Origin of the sequence: Rathayibacter sp. AY1F8, assembly GCF_002932165.1 — a bacterium.
In the GTDB taxonomy this organism is placed as follows: domain Bacteria; phylum Actinomycetota; class Actinomycetes; order Actinomycetales; family Microbacteriaceae; genus Rathayibacter.
In genome coordinates this window covers 32880-47668 of sequence record NZ_PSVB01000016.1, presented here as the reverse complement: position 1 = coordinate 47668, position 14789 = coordinate 32880, and the positions used below count along the sequence as shown (strand labels likewise).

Below are 14789 nucleotides of genomic sequence, written 5' to 3'. Positions count from 1 at the left end.
GACTCCCGCCCTTCCGCGGGACGCGCTCGGGTACGCGGCACGCCGACCCAGGCGCACCGGAGCGGCGTCTCGCGGGAGCGGTCAGGACTCGCGAGCGTGCGCGTCGAGGAACTCGTAGACCTCGGCGTCGTCGATGCCGGGGAAGGTCCCCGACGGCAGCGGCGCGAGCACGTGCGCGTGCAGGCGCGCGCTCGGCCAGGCGTTGCCGTCCCAGCGCGCGGCGAGCTCCGACGGGGCGCGTCGGCAGCAGGACTCGTCGGGGCAGCGGGAGAGCTCGCGGCGGTCGGTGTCGCGGCCTCGGAAGAAGCGGGCCTCGGCGAACGGGACGCCCACGGTGATCGAGAACTCCTCGGTGGCGGTCGTGCCGGTCTGCGACGCCGACCAGAAGGTGCCCGCCGGAGTGTCGACGTACTGGTAGTACTCCGTCGTCCGGTTGGTCCGGGTGAACGCGGAGCGCGCCGACCAGTAGCGGCAGACGACCTGGCCCTCGACGGCCCCGGTGACGTCGGTCGGCAGCGGCAGCCCGTCGTTCTCGTAGGCCTTCTGGATCGAGCCGTCTCCCAGCACCCGCAGGAAGTGCATCCGGATGTCGAGGTGCGAGGTGAGCAGGTTCGTGAAGCGCAGGGCGGCGGCCTCGTGGGTGACGCCGAAGCCGTCGCGGAAGTCCTCCACCGAGATGTCCCGCTCGCGCTTCGCCTCCTGGAGGAACGCGACCGCCGGCTCCAGCGGCATCAGGCACGCGGCGGCGAAGTAGTTGATCTCGAGGCGCTGGCGGAGGAAGTCGGCGTAGGTCACCGGCCGCTCGTGCCCGAGGAGGCGGTGCGCCATCGCCTGCAGCGCCAGCGCCCGCAGGCCGTGCCCCCCGGGGATCGAGGCGGGCGGGAGGTAGATCCTGCCGTTCGCGAGGTCGATCACCGAGCGGGCGGAGTGCGGCAGGTCGCCGACGTGGATGATCTCGAAGCCGAGGTGCCGGGCCATCTTCGAGACGGAGCTGTGGGTCAGTGCTCCTCCGCGGTGCCCGACGGTCCGGAGCATCTCGCCCGCCACCTCCTCGATCTCGGGCAGGTAGGAGCTGCGCTCGCGCAGCTGGAGCCGCTGGGCGGTGTTGGCCCGGCGCGCCTCCTCCGGTGTGGCACTCGCCTCGCTCCGGCGACGGGCGAGCTCGCGGTAGACGCCGAGGAACGCCTCCAGCACGGGCGTGCTCAGCCCCTTGTTGACCTTGAACTCGGGCAGGCCGAGCGAGCGGTACAGCGACCCCTTCTGCACGCGCGCCAGCTCGATCTCGAGCGCGGCCCGCTCGCTCGGCGGCTCGTCCGAGAGCAGCGCCGCCAGCTCGACGCCGAGCGCGGCCGCGAGGCGCTGCAGGAGGGAGAGGCGCGGCTCGCGGCGCCCCGTCTCGATCAGCGAGAGCTGGCTCCCCGACACGTCGACGCGCTCGGCGAGCTGCCCGAGGGTCAGTCCGCGCCGGGTGCGGAAGTGGCGCAGGCGCTGCCCGAGCAGCACGGCGTCGGAGCCCGGGGCGGGCGTCGAGGGATCGGTCACGGCGAGCTCCAGCGATCGGTTGTGACGAAAGCGCAAAAAGGTGGTTTCTTGACCGCCTGAGCGCCGGGAATACCTCCCGATCCTCCTCCATCCTGGCTTCAGGCGCCACTGAGCGCCCCTCCCGGCCCGGCCGGCCTCTTCCCGGCTGCGGCCGGCGACTCCCCACCCCCGTCGACGACGACCACCGAAAGCGGAGCCAGCATGAGCATCTACAGCAACACCGTCCGACTCGAGCCGAGCACCATGACCGCGCCGACGTCCGTCCCCGCGCCCGTCGTGCCGCCGGCGCCCCTCGCCCTCCGCCGCTGGGTGCGCGAGACCGCCGCGATCCTCAAGCCCGACGCGATCGAGTGGAGCGACGGCTCCCCCGCGGAGTGGTACCGCCTGACCGAGCGGCTCGTCGCCTCCGGCACGCTCCTCCCGCTCAATCCGGAGTGGCGGCCCGGCTCGTTCCTGGCCCGCACCGACCCGGACGACGTCGCCCGGGTCGAGGACCGCACCTTCATCTGCACGACCGACGAGGCCGACGCGGGACCGACCAACAACTGGCGCGAGCCCGCCGCGATGAGGGCCGAGCTCGCTCCCCTCCTCGACGGAGCGATGCGCGGACGGACGATGTACGTCGTCCCGTTCTCGATGGGGCCCGTCGGCGGTCCGCTCTCGCAGCTGGGCGTCCAGGTCACCGACTCGGCCTACGCGGTGCTGAACCTGCGGATCATGGCGCGCGTGGGCTCCGAGCCGCTCGCCGCCTTCACCGAGGAGACCCCGTTCGTCCGCGGCGTGCACACCGTGGGGCTGCCCCTCCGCGACGCGGACGGCGTCTCCCGCGAGGACGTCGCCTGGCCGTGCAGCCCCGTGAAGTACATCACTCAGTTCCCGGAGACGCGCGAGATCGTCTCGTACGGCTCCGGCTACGGCGGCAACGCCCTGCTGGCGAAGAAGTGCTTCGCCCTGCGCATCGCCTCGGCGATGGGGCGCGAGGAGAGCTGGCTCGCCGAGCACATGCTGCTGATCCGCATCGTCTCGCCCGAGGGACGGCGCTACCACGTCGCCGCCGCCTTCCCGAGCGCGTGCGGCAAGACCAACCTCGCGATGATGCAGCCCGCGATCCCCGGCTGGCGGGTCGAGACGCTGGGCGACGACATCACCTGGATGCGCCGCGGGGAGGATGGACGCCTCTGGGCGATGAACCCCGAGACGGGCTTCTTCGGCGTCGCTCCCGGCACCGGGGAGACCTCGAACCCGAACGCCGTGCAGACGCTCTGGGGCAACACGATCTTCACCAACGTCGCGCTCCGCGAGGACGGCGACGTGTGGTGGGAGGGCCTGACCGACGAGGTCCCGGAGCGGCTGACCGACTGGCGCGGGCACCCGTGGACGCCGGCGTCCGGCACGCCTGCCGCGCACCCCAACTCCCGCTTCACCGCGCCGGCCGCGCAGTGCCCGTCGCTCTCCGCCGACTGGGACGCCCACGAGGGCGTGCCGCTGGACGCGATCGTCTTCGGGGGCCGACGGGCGAGCAACGTCCCGCTGGTCACGCAGGCCACCTCGTGGCAGCACGGCGTCTTCCTGGGTGCGACCGTCGCCTCCGAGAAGACCGCGGCCGCGGAGGGCACGGTCGGGGAGCTGCGCCGCGATCCATTCGCGATGCTCCCCTTCTGCGGCTACAACATGGCCGACTACTTCGCGCACTGGCTCGCGATCGGCGCCGAGCTCGGCGATGCGGCGCCGGCCGTGTTCCAGGTCAACTGGTTCCGGAAGGACGCGGACGGCGAGTTCCTCTGGCCCGGCTTCGGCGAGAACGCGCGGGTGCTGCAGTGGCTCGTCCGCCGCCTGGAGGGGCTGGCGGAGGCGCGGCGGAGCCCCCTCGGCGACCTGCCGGTCGCGATCAACACGCACGGGCTCCTGCTCTCCGCGGCCCAGAAGGAGGAGCTGTTCTCCGTCCCGGTGGAGGCGTGGCTGGAGGAGTGCGCGCTCACGGAGGAGTTCTTCACGCGGTTCGGCGATCGGCTGCCGCCCGAGCTGTCCGCCGAGCTCCAGGCCCTGCGGCTCCGGCTCCTCGCCGAGAAGCTGCCGCTGGCGGCCTGATCCCCCTGACCGAGCCGGCTCCTGCCGGACACCCCTGTGGCCCGCGGGCGGATCATCCCCCTTTCCTCGCACCCCCGCGGGTCCACTCCCCCCTTCCGCTCCCACGACGACGGGCACCATGACCGACCGCATCACGCTCCGCTTCCTCGCCGCCCCGCAGGACGCCACCGCCGACGGCCGCAGTGCCCAGGCCGGCCGCGTCCTCGAGTGGATCGACAAGGCCGGCTACGCCTGCGCCGTGGGCTGGAGCGGCGGCTACTGCGTGACGGCGTACGTCGGCAACGTCCACTTCACCCGGCCCATCTCGGTCGGCAACCTGATCGAGGCGACCGCCCGCGTCATCCACACCGGGCGCACGAGCATGCACGTGCTGGTGCAGGTCGCGCAGGCGGATCCGCGGACCGGCCTCTACGAGGACGCCACGCACTGCCTCCTCGTGTTCGTGGCCGTCGACGACGAGAAGAGGCCGCGGTCGGTCCCGGAGTGGCGGCCCCGCTCGATCGAGGACCTGTCCCTCGCCGAGGGCGCCGCCGCGCGCATCGAGGGCCGCCGGAGGCTGCACGACGTGATGCGCGCCCAGGAGTACACCGAGGAGGGCACCGGTCCGCGGATCGTGTTCCGCTTCCTCGCGGCACCGGGAGACGTCAACTGGGGCGGCAACGCCCACGGCGGGATCGTGATGCGCTGGATCGACGAGGCGGCCGACGCGGTCGCGCAGCGCTGGACCGGCCGCGACTCTGTGGCCGTCTACTCCGGGGGGATCCACTTCTACCGTCCGGTGCGCATCGGGCATCTCGTCGAGGTGGAGGCGCGCCTCATCCACACGAGCGCCCGGAGCATGCACCTGGCGGTGCACGTGCGCTCCGGGGACCCGCGGACCGGCGAGCTGGAGCTGACCACGCAGTGCCGGAGCGTCTTCGTGGTGCGGGGCGCCGACGGGGCGGCCGAGCCGGTCCCGCCTCTCGAGCTGCGGACCGAGGAGGACCGGCATCTGGACGCCCATGCGCGCGAGCTGATCCTCCTGCGCGCGGCGCTGCCGCCGCTCCCGCTCGCGGGGACGGCCGGCGCTAGGGTCGGAGCGTGAAGCTGCCGATCCTCGTCCTCAACGGCCCGAACCTGAACCTGCTCGGCACCCGCGAGCCCGAGCTCTACGGCTCGGACACCCTCGCCGACGCCGAGGCGCTGGCGGCGGAGGCGGCCGAGCGGCACGGCTTCACGGTCGAGACCTTCCAGAGCAGCTCGGAGGGCGCGATCGTCGACCGGCTGCACGCGGCTCGCGGCTCCGTCTCGGGAGTGGTGCTCAACGCCGGGGCGTTCACGCACACGTCGATCGCGATCCGCGACGCCGTCCTCGCGACCGAGCTGCCGATGGTCGAGGTGCACGTGAGCAACGTGCACCGGCGTGAGCCGTTCCGGCAGCACTCCTACCTCTCGGACGTCGCGATCGCCGTGATCGTCGGCGCGGGCATCGCCGGCTACGGCTACGCGGTGGACGTGCTCGCGCGAGCGGCGGAGAAGCGATGAGCGGCCTCGGACGCTCCTTCGGCAGCGCGGTCGACGCCTACGACCGCGGGCGGCCCGGCTACCCCGACGACGCCGTCGACTGGATCGTGGGGCACGCCCCCGCGCGGGTGGCGGGCGCCTTCATCCCGGAGCGGGCCCGCGCGGCGGGAGCCGACGCCTCCGATCGGCTGCGCGCCGTGGACCTCGGCGCGGGAACGGGCAAGTTCACCGCGTCGCTCGCGTCCCGCGGCCTCGCCGTGACCGCGGTCGAGCCCGACGCGGAGATGCTCGCGCGGCTCGCCTCGAATCTGCCGGGGGTCCGCCCCGAGGAGGGGACGGCCGAGGCGATCCCCGCCGCGGACGCCTCCGCGGAGCTCGTCACCGCCGCGCAGTCGTGGCACTGGGTCGACGCCGAGCGCGCGGGAGCCGAAGTCGCCCGCGTCCTGGTGCCGGAGGGCGTGCTCGCGCTGGTGTGGAACATCCGCGACGAGTCGGTCCCCTGGGTGCGCCGGCTCGGCGAGGTCGCCGGAGCCTCCACCGCCGAGCGCTTCGAGACGCTCCGGCCGCCGCTCGGCTCCGCTCTCGAGCGGGTGGCGTTCGCGGCCTTCGAGTGGTCCTTCGAGCTGGACCGAGCCGGGGTGCGGGACATGTTCGCGTCCCGCAGCTCCGTCATCGCGATGCCCGAGGAGGAGCGCGCCGCGGTCCTCGCGGCGGTCGACGCCGTGGTGGACGAGGAGTCGGGCGGGAGCGGGACCGTCGCGATGCCGTACTCGACGCGCGTGACGATCGCGCGCCGCTCCTCCTCCGCCTGACTCCGCGCCGCGCGCCGCGGACCGCCCCGCCCGCCGACTACCCTCGGAGGGCGCCGCACCGGCGTGAGCACCGAGAGCACGAGGAGAGACGCACGTGAGCATCATCGCCGCCGCAGACGGGTCCGCACTGGGCAACCCCGGCCCCGCCGGCTGGGCCTGGTACGTCGACGACGAGCGCTGGGCCGCGGGCGGCTGGTCGCACGGCACGAACAACATCGGCGAGCTCACCGCGGTGCTCGAGCTGCTGCGCGCGACCGCGCAGGAGGAGGAGCCGCTGCACATCCTCTGCGACAGCCAGTACGCCATCAAGGCCTGCACCGAGTGGCTGCCGGGCTGGAAGCGGAAGGGCTGGCGCAAGGCCGACGGCAAGCCGGTGATGAACGTCGAGATCATCAAGGCGCTCGACGAGGAGCTGCAGGGCCGGGCGGTCACCTTCGAGTGGGTGAAGGGGCACGCCAACCACCGGATGAACGAGGCCGCCGATGTCCGTGCCCGGAGCGCCGCGACCGCCTACCAGCGCCGGCAGCCCGTCGACGCCGGACCCGGATGGCCGACGGCCGCCGCCGCGCCCGCCGCGGCCCCCGTCGAGGACTCCGCCACCCTCTTCTAGCCGCGTTCCCCCTTGGGCAGCCGCAGCAGCCCCGTCGCCACCAGCTCGCGCACCCGCGGCAGCACCGAGTCGGACACCGCCTCCTCCTCGACCTGGAGGAGCGAGGCGACCGCCGCCGCGATCGCCGCCACCGAGAGCTCGCCGTCGCAGGCGCCGACCACGGCGGCGAGCGCCGTGTCGACCTCCTCGACCCGGGCGAACCCGCCGCCCTGGCGCAGCCGCAGCACCGTCGGATCGTCGTTGCCCGGCCAGTAGTGCCGTTCCTCCGTGACGTCTCCGGCGACGACCAGGGCGAGACCCGCCAGAGCGCGATCGTCGAGCGACGCGAGGGCCTCGGCCGCGTCGAGGCAGGCGGCGAGGTGGCCGCCCAGGCCCGCGGTCGCGACCGGCGTGGTGATCCGCTCGAGGCGGCGGATCGGCGGGCGGGGCTGCTCGGGCTGGCGGAGCGTGACGTAGCCGAAGCCGACGCCGGTCACCCCGCGCCGCTCGAAGTCGGTCAGCCAGGCGTCGACCAGCGCGTCGAACGCGGGGCCGCGAGTCGTGCCGCCGTCCCGGATCCAGGTCTCGGCGTAGACCGCCGGATCCTGACGCTCGCGCTCCACGACCCAGACGTCCAGAGGAGAGGCGGTCCCGCCCATCCAGGCGTCGAGCCCCTCGGGCCCCGCCTCGAGCGCCTGCTCCAGCGGGCTGCGGGCGTCGGCGAGCCAGTCCGCGATCCGGTCGAAGGCGTCCGCGCCCTCCCGGTACTCCCAGTTCCCCAGGAGCTGCGCGACACCGCCGGGCACCAGGTGCTCGGCGGCTCCGAGGATGACGCGGCGCACGATCTCGTCGCCCTCCAGCCCGCCGTCGCGGTACTCGTAGGAGGGGACGCCCTCGGCTCGCGGCGTGATGACGAACGGCGGGTTCGTGACGATGTGGTCGAAGCGCTCCCCCGCGACCGGCTCGTAGAGGCTGCCGCGGCGGAACTCGATGTTCTCGATCCCGTTGAGCGCCGCGGTGAAGGAGGCGAGCGCGAGCGCGCGCTCGGAGATGTCGGTGGCGACCACCTGCTCGGCGTGGCGGGAGGCGTGCAGCGCCTGGATCCCGCAGCCGGTCCCCAGGTCGAGCACGCGGCCGACGGGCCGCTGGATCATCAGGCCGGTCAGCGTGAGGCTCGCGCCGCCGACGCCGAGCACGTGGTCCTCGTCGAGCGCGCGGCCGAGGGCGAGCTCCCCGAGGTCGGAGGCGATCCACCAGGAGGCCGCGCCGCGCTGGTCGACCACGTCGTAGGGGCGCAGGTCGAGGGCCGCGGTGACGACGGCTCCGGCCTCGACGCGCACCAGGCCGAGCTCCACCGCCCCCTCCAGCGCGAGAGCGCCGAACGCCTCGTCCGCGTCGTCCGCCGAGACGGGATCGGCCAGGAGGAACAGGCGGGCGAGGGTGGCCAGCGCGTCGTGGTCGCCGCTGCGCTCGAGGGCGCGGCGGGCGGGGACCCGGTCGCCGCGGTGCAGCGCCTCGGCCGCTTCGTCGCCCCAGAGCCCCCGCACGGCGTCCACGCCGTAGCGGGCGCGGATCAGATCGTCGCGCAGGAGGGCGATACGGGCTCGGTCGAACGGGTCTGCGGAGAACACCGCTCCATCCTCCTGCACACGGGTCGGCCACCGGGGCCGCCGCGGCCGTACGATCGGAGGCATGCCGCTGACCGGAGAGTACGAACCCAGCACGTCCGAGTGGGCCCGCGAGCAGGCGGAGCTCTACGAGCGGACCGGCGGAGCCGAGGGGAACCTCCTCCGCGGCCGCCCCATCATCGTCCTGACCACCGTCGGCTCGAAGAGCGGGAAGCTCCGCAAGACCGCGCTGATGCGCGTCGAGCACGAGGGCGAGTACGTGGTCGTCGCGTCCAAGGGCGGCGCGCCCGAGCACCCCGTCTGGTACGGCAACATGCTCAAGGAGCCGCACGTCGAGCTGCAGGACGGGCCAGTGAAGAAGGACTACGCCGCGAGCGTGCTCGAGGGCGATCTGCGCGCGGCCTGGTGGGAGCGCGCGGTCGCCGCGTGGCCGGACTACGCCGAGTACCAGACGAAGACCGAGCGTCAGATCCCGCTCGTGCTGCTCACTCCCTGGTCCTGAGCGCGGCGGGCGGCTCGGCCCGTCGCTGAGGCGGCCGTCCTCCGGTCGCGGTCGCGCCGCACGGCAGGCGCCTCACGTGGGCGGCGAGCCCAGCGGATCCCGTCCGGCCTCAGACCCGGGCCGCGATGAGGTCGAGCACCTTCGGGCTCGAGAGCAGCGCGAAGTGGCCGACCACCGAGACCGCGATGTTCTCGCGCGCCCCGGCGAGGCGGCTCCCTCCGGGGATGTACTGGTCGCGCATCCCGTAGATCGACGTGATGCGCGCGTCGGCCTCGCGCTCGGCCAGCAGGGTGCGGATCAGCGGGCGGTGGGGCGCGAACTCCCGGAGCGCCCGCGCCGGGGCGATCCGTGCGAGCGACGAGCCGTTGAACGGGGTCGAGACGGCGATCATCCGCTCGATCCGCCCGTCCTCGCGGTCGTCGACGACCATCATGTGCTTGCCGATCAGGCCGCCCTTGCTGTGCGCGACGACGACGACTCCGCGCAGATCGTGCTCGCGCAGGTAGTCCTGGCCGAGTCCGGCCGACGCGACGATCGGCCGCGTGTTGTAGCCGAGCGCGGGCAGCACGTGGATCGGATGGCCCGCCGCGTGCAGCCTCTCGGCGATGGGCCGGAGGAACTGCCACGTCTCGTAGATCCCGGGGATGAGCAGCACCGGAGCGCCGTCGCCGGACGCATACCGCGACACGTCCCAGCCCTCCCGCAGGTGCACGAAGCGCGAGCCGTAGGCGTAGCGGTAGTCGCGGAGGTACGCGCGCCGCAGCGAGGTCGAGCGGCGCGGGCGGGCGGAGTCACGCGCCGGCATGGGCCCGCTCCAGCTCCGCGATGTCGAGGCGGCTCATCGCGAGCATCGCCTGCAGAGCGCGCGCGGACGCCTCGGGGTCGGCGCCTCCGAGCAGACGCGGGAGGACCTCCGGCACGATCTGCCAGGACAGCCCCCAGCGGTCGCGGAGCCAGCCGCACCGGCTCTCCTCGCCGCCGTCCGCGATCAGGGCGTCCCACAGCCGGTCGAGCTCGGACTGGTCGCCGACGGTCACGACGATCGAGACGGCCTCGGTGAACGGGAACCGCGGCCCGGCGTTGATCGCCTGGAACCGCTGCCCGTCGAGCTCGAACGTCACCGACAGCACCTCGCCGGGCGACGGGGAGCCCTCCGGCAGCACCTGGCTTCCGGTGATTCGCGAGTTCGGCACCAGCTCCGTGTAGAAGCGCGCCGCCTCCCCCGCGCCGTCGTCGAACCAGAGGAAGGTGCTGACCGCGCCCATCGGAGTCTCCGTCCTGCGCGGGAGGGTCTCCGCGGCTCCCTCAGTGTGCCGCGGTGGCGCCCTCCCCGCGACGGATCACAGCGGGTTGACGCCGAACGCCGTGGCCAGCTTGTCGATCTTCTTTGCGCGGCCCAGCCGGGGCAGGTCGCTGCCGTCGCGGATGACGCGGCCGCGGGCCTCGAAGTCATCGAGGAAGTCGCGGGCCCAGGCGACGTCGGACGGCGTCGGGCTGATGACCTCGTTGATCACGGCGAGCTGCTCGGTGTCGAGGCAGAGCTTCCCGGTGAGGCCGAGCGAGACCGTGAGCGCGGACTGCTCGCGCAGCACGGGGTGGCTGTTCGAGACGGTCGGGCCGTCGATCGGGCCGGGCAGGTCGCCGATGCGCGAGGCGACGACCAGGCGCGAGCGCGGGTAGGCCATCGCGAGGTCGTCGGCGCTGGTGCCCGTGTCGCGGCGGTAGTCGCCACTGCCGAACGCGAGGCGGAAGGTGCCGCGGGCGCGGGCGATCGAGACCGCCTCCTCGATGCCGAGGGCGGACTCGACCAGGGCGAGCACCGGGGTGGAGCCGCCGAGGCGATCGAAGGTCTCGGTGACGTGCTCAGCGGCCTCGGTCTTGGCGAGCATGACGCCGGCGAGGCCGGGCAGGCCCTTCAGCGCGTCGACGTCGTCGGACCAGAACGGGGTGGAGTGGTCGTTGATGCGGACCCAGGCGCGCTTCTCGCCGGTCAGCCACTCCGCGACGTCGGTCCGCGCGTCGGGCTTCGCCTTGGGGTCGACCGCGTCCTCGATGTCGAGGACGATCTGGTCGGCGCGGGACGCGTGCGCGGCGTCGAACGTCTCGGTGCGGGTGGCGTTCACCAGCAGCCAGGAGCGCGCGATCTCGGGGGCGACGTCGCGCCCCTTCCGCTTCGCGATGGCGGTGGTGGTGGTCTCGGGCAACGTCACGTTCGGGTCCTCTCGGTGGCGCGGTCCTCGCTCCGCGGACGCCACCGCTCTGCGACGGCGCCGGGGACAAGGGTAGCGGCTCCCCGTCGGCGGGGCTCCGGGCACTCCGGCGTCTCTCCACTCCGGGGCTGCGACGCCCCGAGCGCTCCGGATCATCGGCCCTCCGGGCGCTCCCACAGCGTCAGCACCGTTGTCGGCACCCGGATCCGCTCGCGCGCGACGAACCCCGCCTCAGCGAGCACCGTGTCCGCCTCGCCCTCCGGCAGCGCCTGCCAGACCCGGTCCTCCCCGGCGAGCGCGGCGAGCAGGGCCTCGCCCTCCAGGAGCACGTCGGAGTACGTCCCCGTCGTCCCGTACGGAGCGGCGAGGGCGACGTCGTCCACGCCCGCGAACGCCTCCGGGTAGGCGGCGAGCGCCAGCCGGGGCCGGAGCGAGACCGTCCCGGAGGAGCCGAGGAGGACGGCGTCGCCCGGACGGGCCCGCTCCTCGACGGCGGCCGCCAGACCGCGGAGATCCTGCCCGGCCGGCTTCCCGGTGACCGTGCGCATCTGCACCAGGACCGGCAGGGCGGCCACCGCGATCAGGGCGAGGAGGGCGACGCCCGTCCGGGCCCTGAACGAGTCGAGCGCGAGGCCGAGGAGGACCGCGAGGGCGGGCGTGCTCGACGCGAGGTAGCGCGGAGTGAACATCGGCTCGACGAGGAGGGTCCCGAGCACCAGCACCGCCGTCGGCAGCACGATCCAGAGGACGAGGGCCGGCAGGAGCGGCCCGCGCAGGCCGCCCCGCACCGCGGCGACCGCGAGGAGCGCGACGGCGATCCCGGCCAGCCACCACGCGGATCCGAAGAACGGCTCGACCAGGACGGTGAACGCGGTCACGGGCTGCAAGCGGAGCCAGCCGACCTGGCCGCTCTGCCCTGCGGCGAGGAGCAGCACCGGCACGGCGCCCAGTGCCGAGAGGGCGCTCGCCGGGAGAGCCCGCACGGCACCCCGGGGCGCCGCGGCCGCGGCGAGAGCGACGAGAGCCGGCAGCACCAGCACGGAGTAGAGGAACACGGCGTTCGCCAGACCTGCGACGGCCGCGAACGCGGTCCAGCGCAGGGCGCCTCCGGAGCGGGCCGCCCGCACGACGAGGACCGCCGCTCCCACCACGAGCGCGGTGGCCAGAGCGGAGGATCGCGCCTCGGTCCCCGAGAACGAGGACCGCGGGAGCAGCACGAGCACCGCGGCGGCGAGGAGTGCTGCCCGGGGCCGGTCGAACGATCGCAGCAGGACGACGACGCCCGCCGCCGCCGCTCCCGTGGCGAGAGCGGACGGCGCGCGCACCGAGAGCTCCGACTCCCCGGCGATCGCGATCCAGCCGTGCATCAGCAGGCCGTAGACCAGGTGCACCGCGTCCTTCTCCTGCACGAAGGCGAGGAGCTCCCCCACCGGGAGCCGCGCCAGGCGGAGGGTCGCGGTCTCGTCGTTCCAGTAGGAGGGGATCCAGGAGCCGACGAGGGTCAGCGCGGTGGCGAGGGCGAGGACCGCGCTCGCGGGCAGGGTCCGGAGCGCGCGCATCCCGCCAGCGTAGAGGCCGGGCTCAGCGCGCCGAGCGCTCGGCGAGACCCTTCGCGTACGCGGCCTGGCCGACGTGCTGCGTGTCGTCGTCGATCACCGAGACCAGCCGCACCCCGAGGGTCACCGGCGGATCCCACTGCTCGTCGACGACGCGCGCGAGGTCCTCGTCGCCGAGCGTGTCGAGGAGGGCGAGCGTCTGCCGGTGCACGGCGTCGGCGTACTCCGCGAGCAGCGCGGCGGGCACCGCGGCGAGCGCCGCCACCTCGGCCGGCTCCTGCCCGTAGCCGGTCTCGTCGGGCCCGAAGGGCAGGCCGGACCGGCCGTGGAAGCCGTCGGCCGTCCACACCTGCTCGTGGCCGGCGAGCGGGGCGAGGTGGTCGTCCTGCACCCGGACGAGATGCCAGACGAGCCAGGCGGGCGAGTTCGAGCGGGCGTCCGCGCGGAACGCGAGCTGATCGGGGGTGCTGTCGTCGAGGACGGCGTGCACGTTCTCGTGCACCCGGCCGAAGGCGTCGCGGAGGAGGTCGATGGCTGCGCTCATGCCGCCAGCCTGCCGCTCCCGCGCCCGGCGCGGCACCCCCTCCGCGCGCCTCGGAGGAAGTGCGGAGGCGGGTGCCCGATACTCGGCCCGTGACCTCCGGATCCTCGAACCTGGCGACGAAGCCGTGGCTGACCTCCTACGCGGAGGGCGTGCCCGCCGAGATCGACCCTCCCACCCAGACCCTCGTCGACCTGCTCGAGGACTCGGTCGCGCGGTACCGCCGCGGCACCGCCCTCGAGTTCTTCGGCGCCGAGACCAGCTACGCCGAGCTCGGCGAGCAGGTCGCGCGCGCGGCGGAGGGCCTGCGGCGCCTCGGCGTGCGCGCCGGCGACCGCGTCGCGCTGGTGCTCCCGAACTGCCCGGAGCACGTGGTGGCGTTCTACGCCGCTCTCCGCCTCGGGGCGATCGTGGTCGAGCACAACCCGCTCTACACGCCGCGCGAGCTGCGGCGGCAGTTCGAGGACCACGGCGCCCGGTTCGCGGTCGTCTGGGACAAGATCGCCGACGTCGTCGCGACCATGCCCGCCGACCTGGGCATCGAGCGCGTCGTCTCCGTCGACCTCACCCGCTCCTTCCCGCTCGGCAAGCGCCTGGCGCTGCGGCTCCCCCTGCCGTCGGTGCGCCGGTCACGCGAGAAGCTCACCGCGACCCCCCGCAGCCGCTCCCTGGTGCCCTTCGCGTCGCTGCTGAAGAACCGCCGCATCGCGCGCTCGCACCCCCGCCCGGTCCTCGGCGACACGGCCCTGCTGCAGTACACGAGCGGCACCACCGGGACGCCCAAGGGCGCGATCCTCTCGCACGCGAACCTCCGTGCGAACGCCCTGCAGGGCCGCGCCTGGGTGCCGGGCCTGCGCGAGGGCGACGAGACGTTCTACGCGGTGCTCCCCCTGTTCCACGCCTACGGGCTGACGCTGTGCCTGACCTTCGCGATCAGCATCGGCGCGAAGGTCGTGCTGTTCCCGACCTTCGACGTCGGCCTCGTGAAGGCGGCCGCGAAGTCGTCGCCGCCCACCTTCCTCCCCGCGGTGCCGCCCGTGTACGACGCGCTGGCCCGCGCTTCCGAGCGCCACGAGCTCGACCTGCGCGGCATCCGCTTCGCGATCTCGGGAGCGATGAGCCTGCCGGTCGCGACGGTGGACCGGTGGGAGCGCGCGAGCCGGGGACTCCTGGTGGAGGGCTACGGCATGACCGAGAGCTCGCCGGTCGCCCTCGGGAACCCGGTCGGCCCGACCCGCCGGCCCGGCACCGTGGGCGTGCCGTTCCCCAGCACGACGATCCGCCTCGTCGACCCCGCCGATCCGTCGGTCGACCGCGGCCCGGGCGAGTCCGGCGAGCTCCTGCTCCGGGGGCCGCAGGTGTTCCAGGGGTACTGGAAGCGGCCGGAGGAGACGGCCGAGGCCCTCCTCCCCGGCGGCTGGCTGCGCACGGGCGACATCGCGACCGTCTCGGCCGACGGCTTCGTGACGATCGTCGACCGGGCCAAGGAGCTCATCATCACCGGCGGCTTCAACGTCTCCCCCTCCGAGGTCGAGGGAGTGCTGGAGTCGCACCCGGACGTGACGCGCGCGGCCGTCGTCGGGCTCCCCCGCGAGGACGGCGGCGAGAGCGTCGCGGCGGCCGTGGTCCTGCGGGCCGGGACGGCCGTGGATCCGGAGGCGCTGCGCGACTTCTGCCGGCTGCACCTGACGCCCTACAAGGTGCCCAGGCGGATCGTCCCGGTGGACGAGCTGCCGACCTCGCTGATCGGCAAGGTGCTGCGCCGCCAGGTGCGCGAGAGTCTGCTGGACTGAGGCGACCGGAGCGGGCGGTGGCCCG

Annotated in this window: 14 protein-coding genes; 7 read left to right on the top strand and 7 right to left on the bottom strand. The window is 74.1% G+C overall.

Features of this window, described 5'->3' with window-relative positions; genetic code table 11:
- Nucleotides 1–81 precede the first annotated feature (81 nt).
- The gene (locus C5C35_RS12080; RefSeq protein WP_104223199.1) at nucleotides 82–1542 is read right to left on the bottom strand and encodes a helix-turn-helix domain-containing protein; all 1461 of its coding nucleotides are present in this window, start codon (nucleotides 1540–1542) and stop codon (nucleotides 82–84) included.
- Between the two features lie 243 nt (nucleotides 1543–1785).
- Between C5C35_RS12080 and C5C35_RS12075 the strand changes: the two genes are divergently transcribed.
- From C5C35_RS12075 to C5C35_RS12055, 5 genes are all read left to right on the top strand, one after another.
- Complete coding sequence (locus tag C5C35_RS12075) at nucleotides 1786–3630, top strand: phosphoenolpyruvate carboxykinase (GTP) (RefSeq protein ID WP_104263202.1); 1845 nt, start codon at nucleotides 1786–1788, stop codon at nucleotides 3628–3630.
- A gap of 118 nt (nucleotides 3631–3748) precedes the next feature.
- Entirely contained in the window at nucleotides 3749–4714 is a 966-nt protein-coding gene (locus C5C35_RS12070) for an acyl-CoA thioesterase (protein WP_104249470.1), read from the top strand.
- Nucleotides 4711–5154: a type II 3-dehydroquinate dehydratase gene (aroQ, locus tag C5C35_RS12065; RefSeq protein ID WP_104223201.1), complete on the top strand. Its 444-nt coding sequence runs from the start codon at nucleotides 4711–4713 to the stop codon at nucleotides 5152–5154. The genes C5C35_RS12070 and aroQ overlap by 4 nt, the downstream gene beginning before the upstream one ends.
- Nucleotides 5151–5945 carry a class I SAM-dependent methyltransferase gene (locus tag C5C35_RS12060; RefSeq protein WP_104263194.1) on the top strand — a complete coding sequence of 265 codons (795 nt, stop codon included), beginning with the start codon at nucleotides 5151–5153 and terminating at the stop codon, nucleotides 5943–5945. The genes aroQ and C5C35_RS12060 overlap by 4 nt, the downstream gene beginning before the upstream one ends.
- Nucleotides 5946–6039: 94 nt before the next feature.
- Nucleotides 6040–6555 (top strand): ribonuclease H, encoded by a 516-nt coding sequence (locus tag C5C35_RS12055; RefSeq protein WP_104263193.1) that lies wholly within the window; start codon nucleotides 6040–6042, stop codon nucleotides 6553–6555.
- Here C5C35_RS12055 and C5C35_RS12050 read toward each other — a convergent pair.
- Complete coding sequence (locus C5C35_RS12050) at nucleotides 6552–8165, bottom strand: methyltransferase (protein WP_258069055.1); 1614 nt, start codon at nucleotides 8163–8165, stop codon at nucleotides 6552–6554. The two genes, C5C35_RS12055 and C5C35_RS12050, sit on opposite strands and share 4 nt — an antisense overlap.
- A 61-nt stretch (nucleotides 8166–8226) precedes the next feature.
- On the opposite strand from C5C35_RS12050, the gene C5C35_RS12045 reads away from it, so the two are divergent.
- Nucleotides 8227–8664, top strand: a complete 438-nt coding sequence (locus C5C35_RS12045) for a nitroreductase family deazaflavin-dependent oxidoreductase (RefSeq protein WP_104223205.1) — start codon at nucleotides 8227–8229, stop codon at nucleotides 8662–8664.
- Between the two features lie 109 nt (nucleotides 8665–8773).
- Here the strand turns inward: C5C35_RS12045 and C5C35_RS12040 are convergent, their stop codons facing one another.
- From C5C35_RS12040 to C5C35_RS12020, 5 genes are all read right to left on the bottom strand, one after another.
- Nucleotides 8774–9469 (bottom strand): triacylglycerol lipase, encoded by a 696-nt coding sequence (locus C5C35_RS12040; protein WP_104223206.1) that lies wholly within the window; start codon nucleotides 9467–9469, stop codon nucleotides 8774–8776.
- Entirely contained in the window at nucleotides 9456–9929 is a 474-nt protein-coding gene (locus tag C5C35_RS12035; protein ID WP_104263191.1) for a VOC family protein, read from the bottom strand. The genes C5C35_RS12040 and C5C35_RS12035 overlap by 14 nt, the downstream gene beginning before the upstream one ends.
- A gap of 75 nt (nucleotides 9930–10004) precedes the next feature.
- Nucleotides 10005–10868, bottom strand: a complete 864-nt coding sequence (locus C5C35_RS12030) for a CoA ester lyase (protein WP_208543400.1) — start codon at nucleotides 10866–10868, stop codon at nucleotides 10005–10007.
- A gap of 158 nt (nucleotides 10869–11026) precedes the next feature.
- Nucleotides 11027–12433 (bottom strand): glycosyltransferase family 39 protein, encoded by a 1407-nt coding sequence (locus tag C5C35_RS12025; RefSeq protein ID WP_104263190.1) that lies wholly within the window; start codon nucleotides 12431–12433, stop codon nucleotides 11027–11029.
- Between the two features lie 22 nt (nucleotides 12434–12455).
- Nucleotides 12456–12974, bottom strand: a complete 519-nt coding sequence (locus C5C35_RS12020) for a DinB family protein (RefSeq protein ID WP_104246705.1) — start codon at nucleotides 12972–12974, stop codon at nucleotides 12456–12458.
- An 89-nt stretch (nucleotides 12975–13063) separates the two neighbouring features.
- Here C5C35_RS12020 and C5C35_RS12015 point away from each other — a divergent pair, with 89 nt between their 5' ends.
- Nucleotides 13064–14764 (top strand): long-chain-fatty-acid--CoA ligase, encoded by a 1701-nt coding sequence (locus C5C35_RS12015; protein WP_104223210.1) that lies wholly within the window; start codon nucleotides 13064–13066, stop codon nucleotides 14762–14764.
- The last annotated feature ends 25 nt before the right edge of the window (nucleotides 14765–14789 follow it).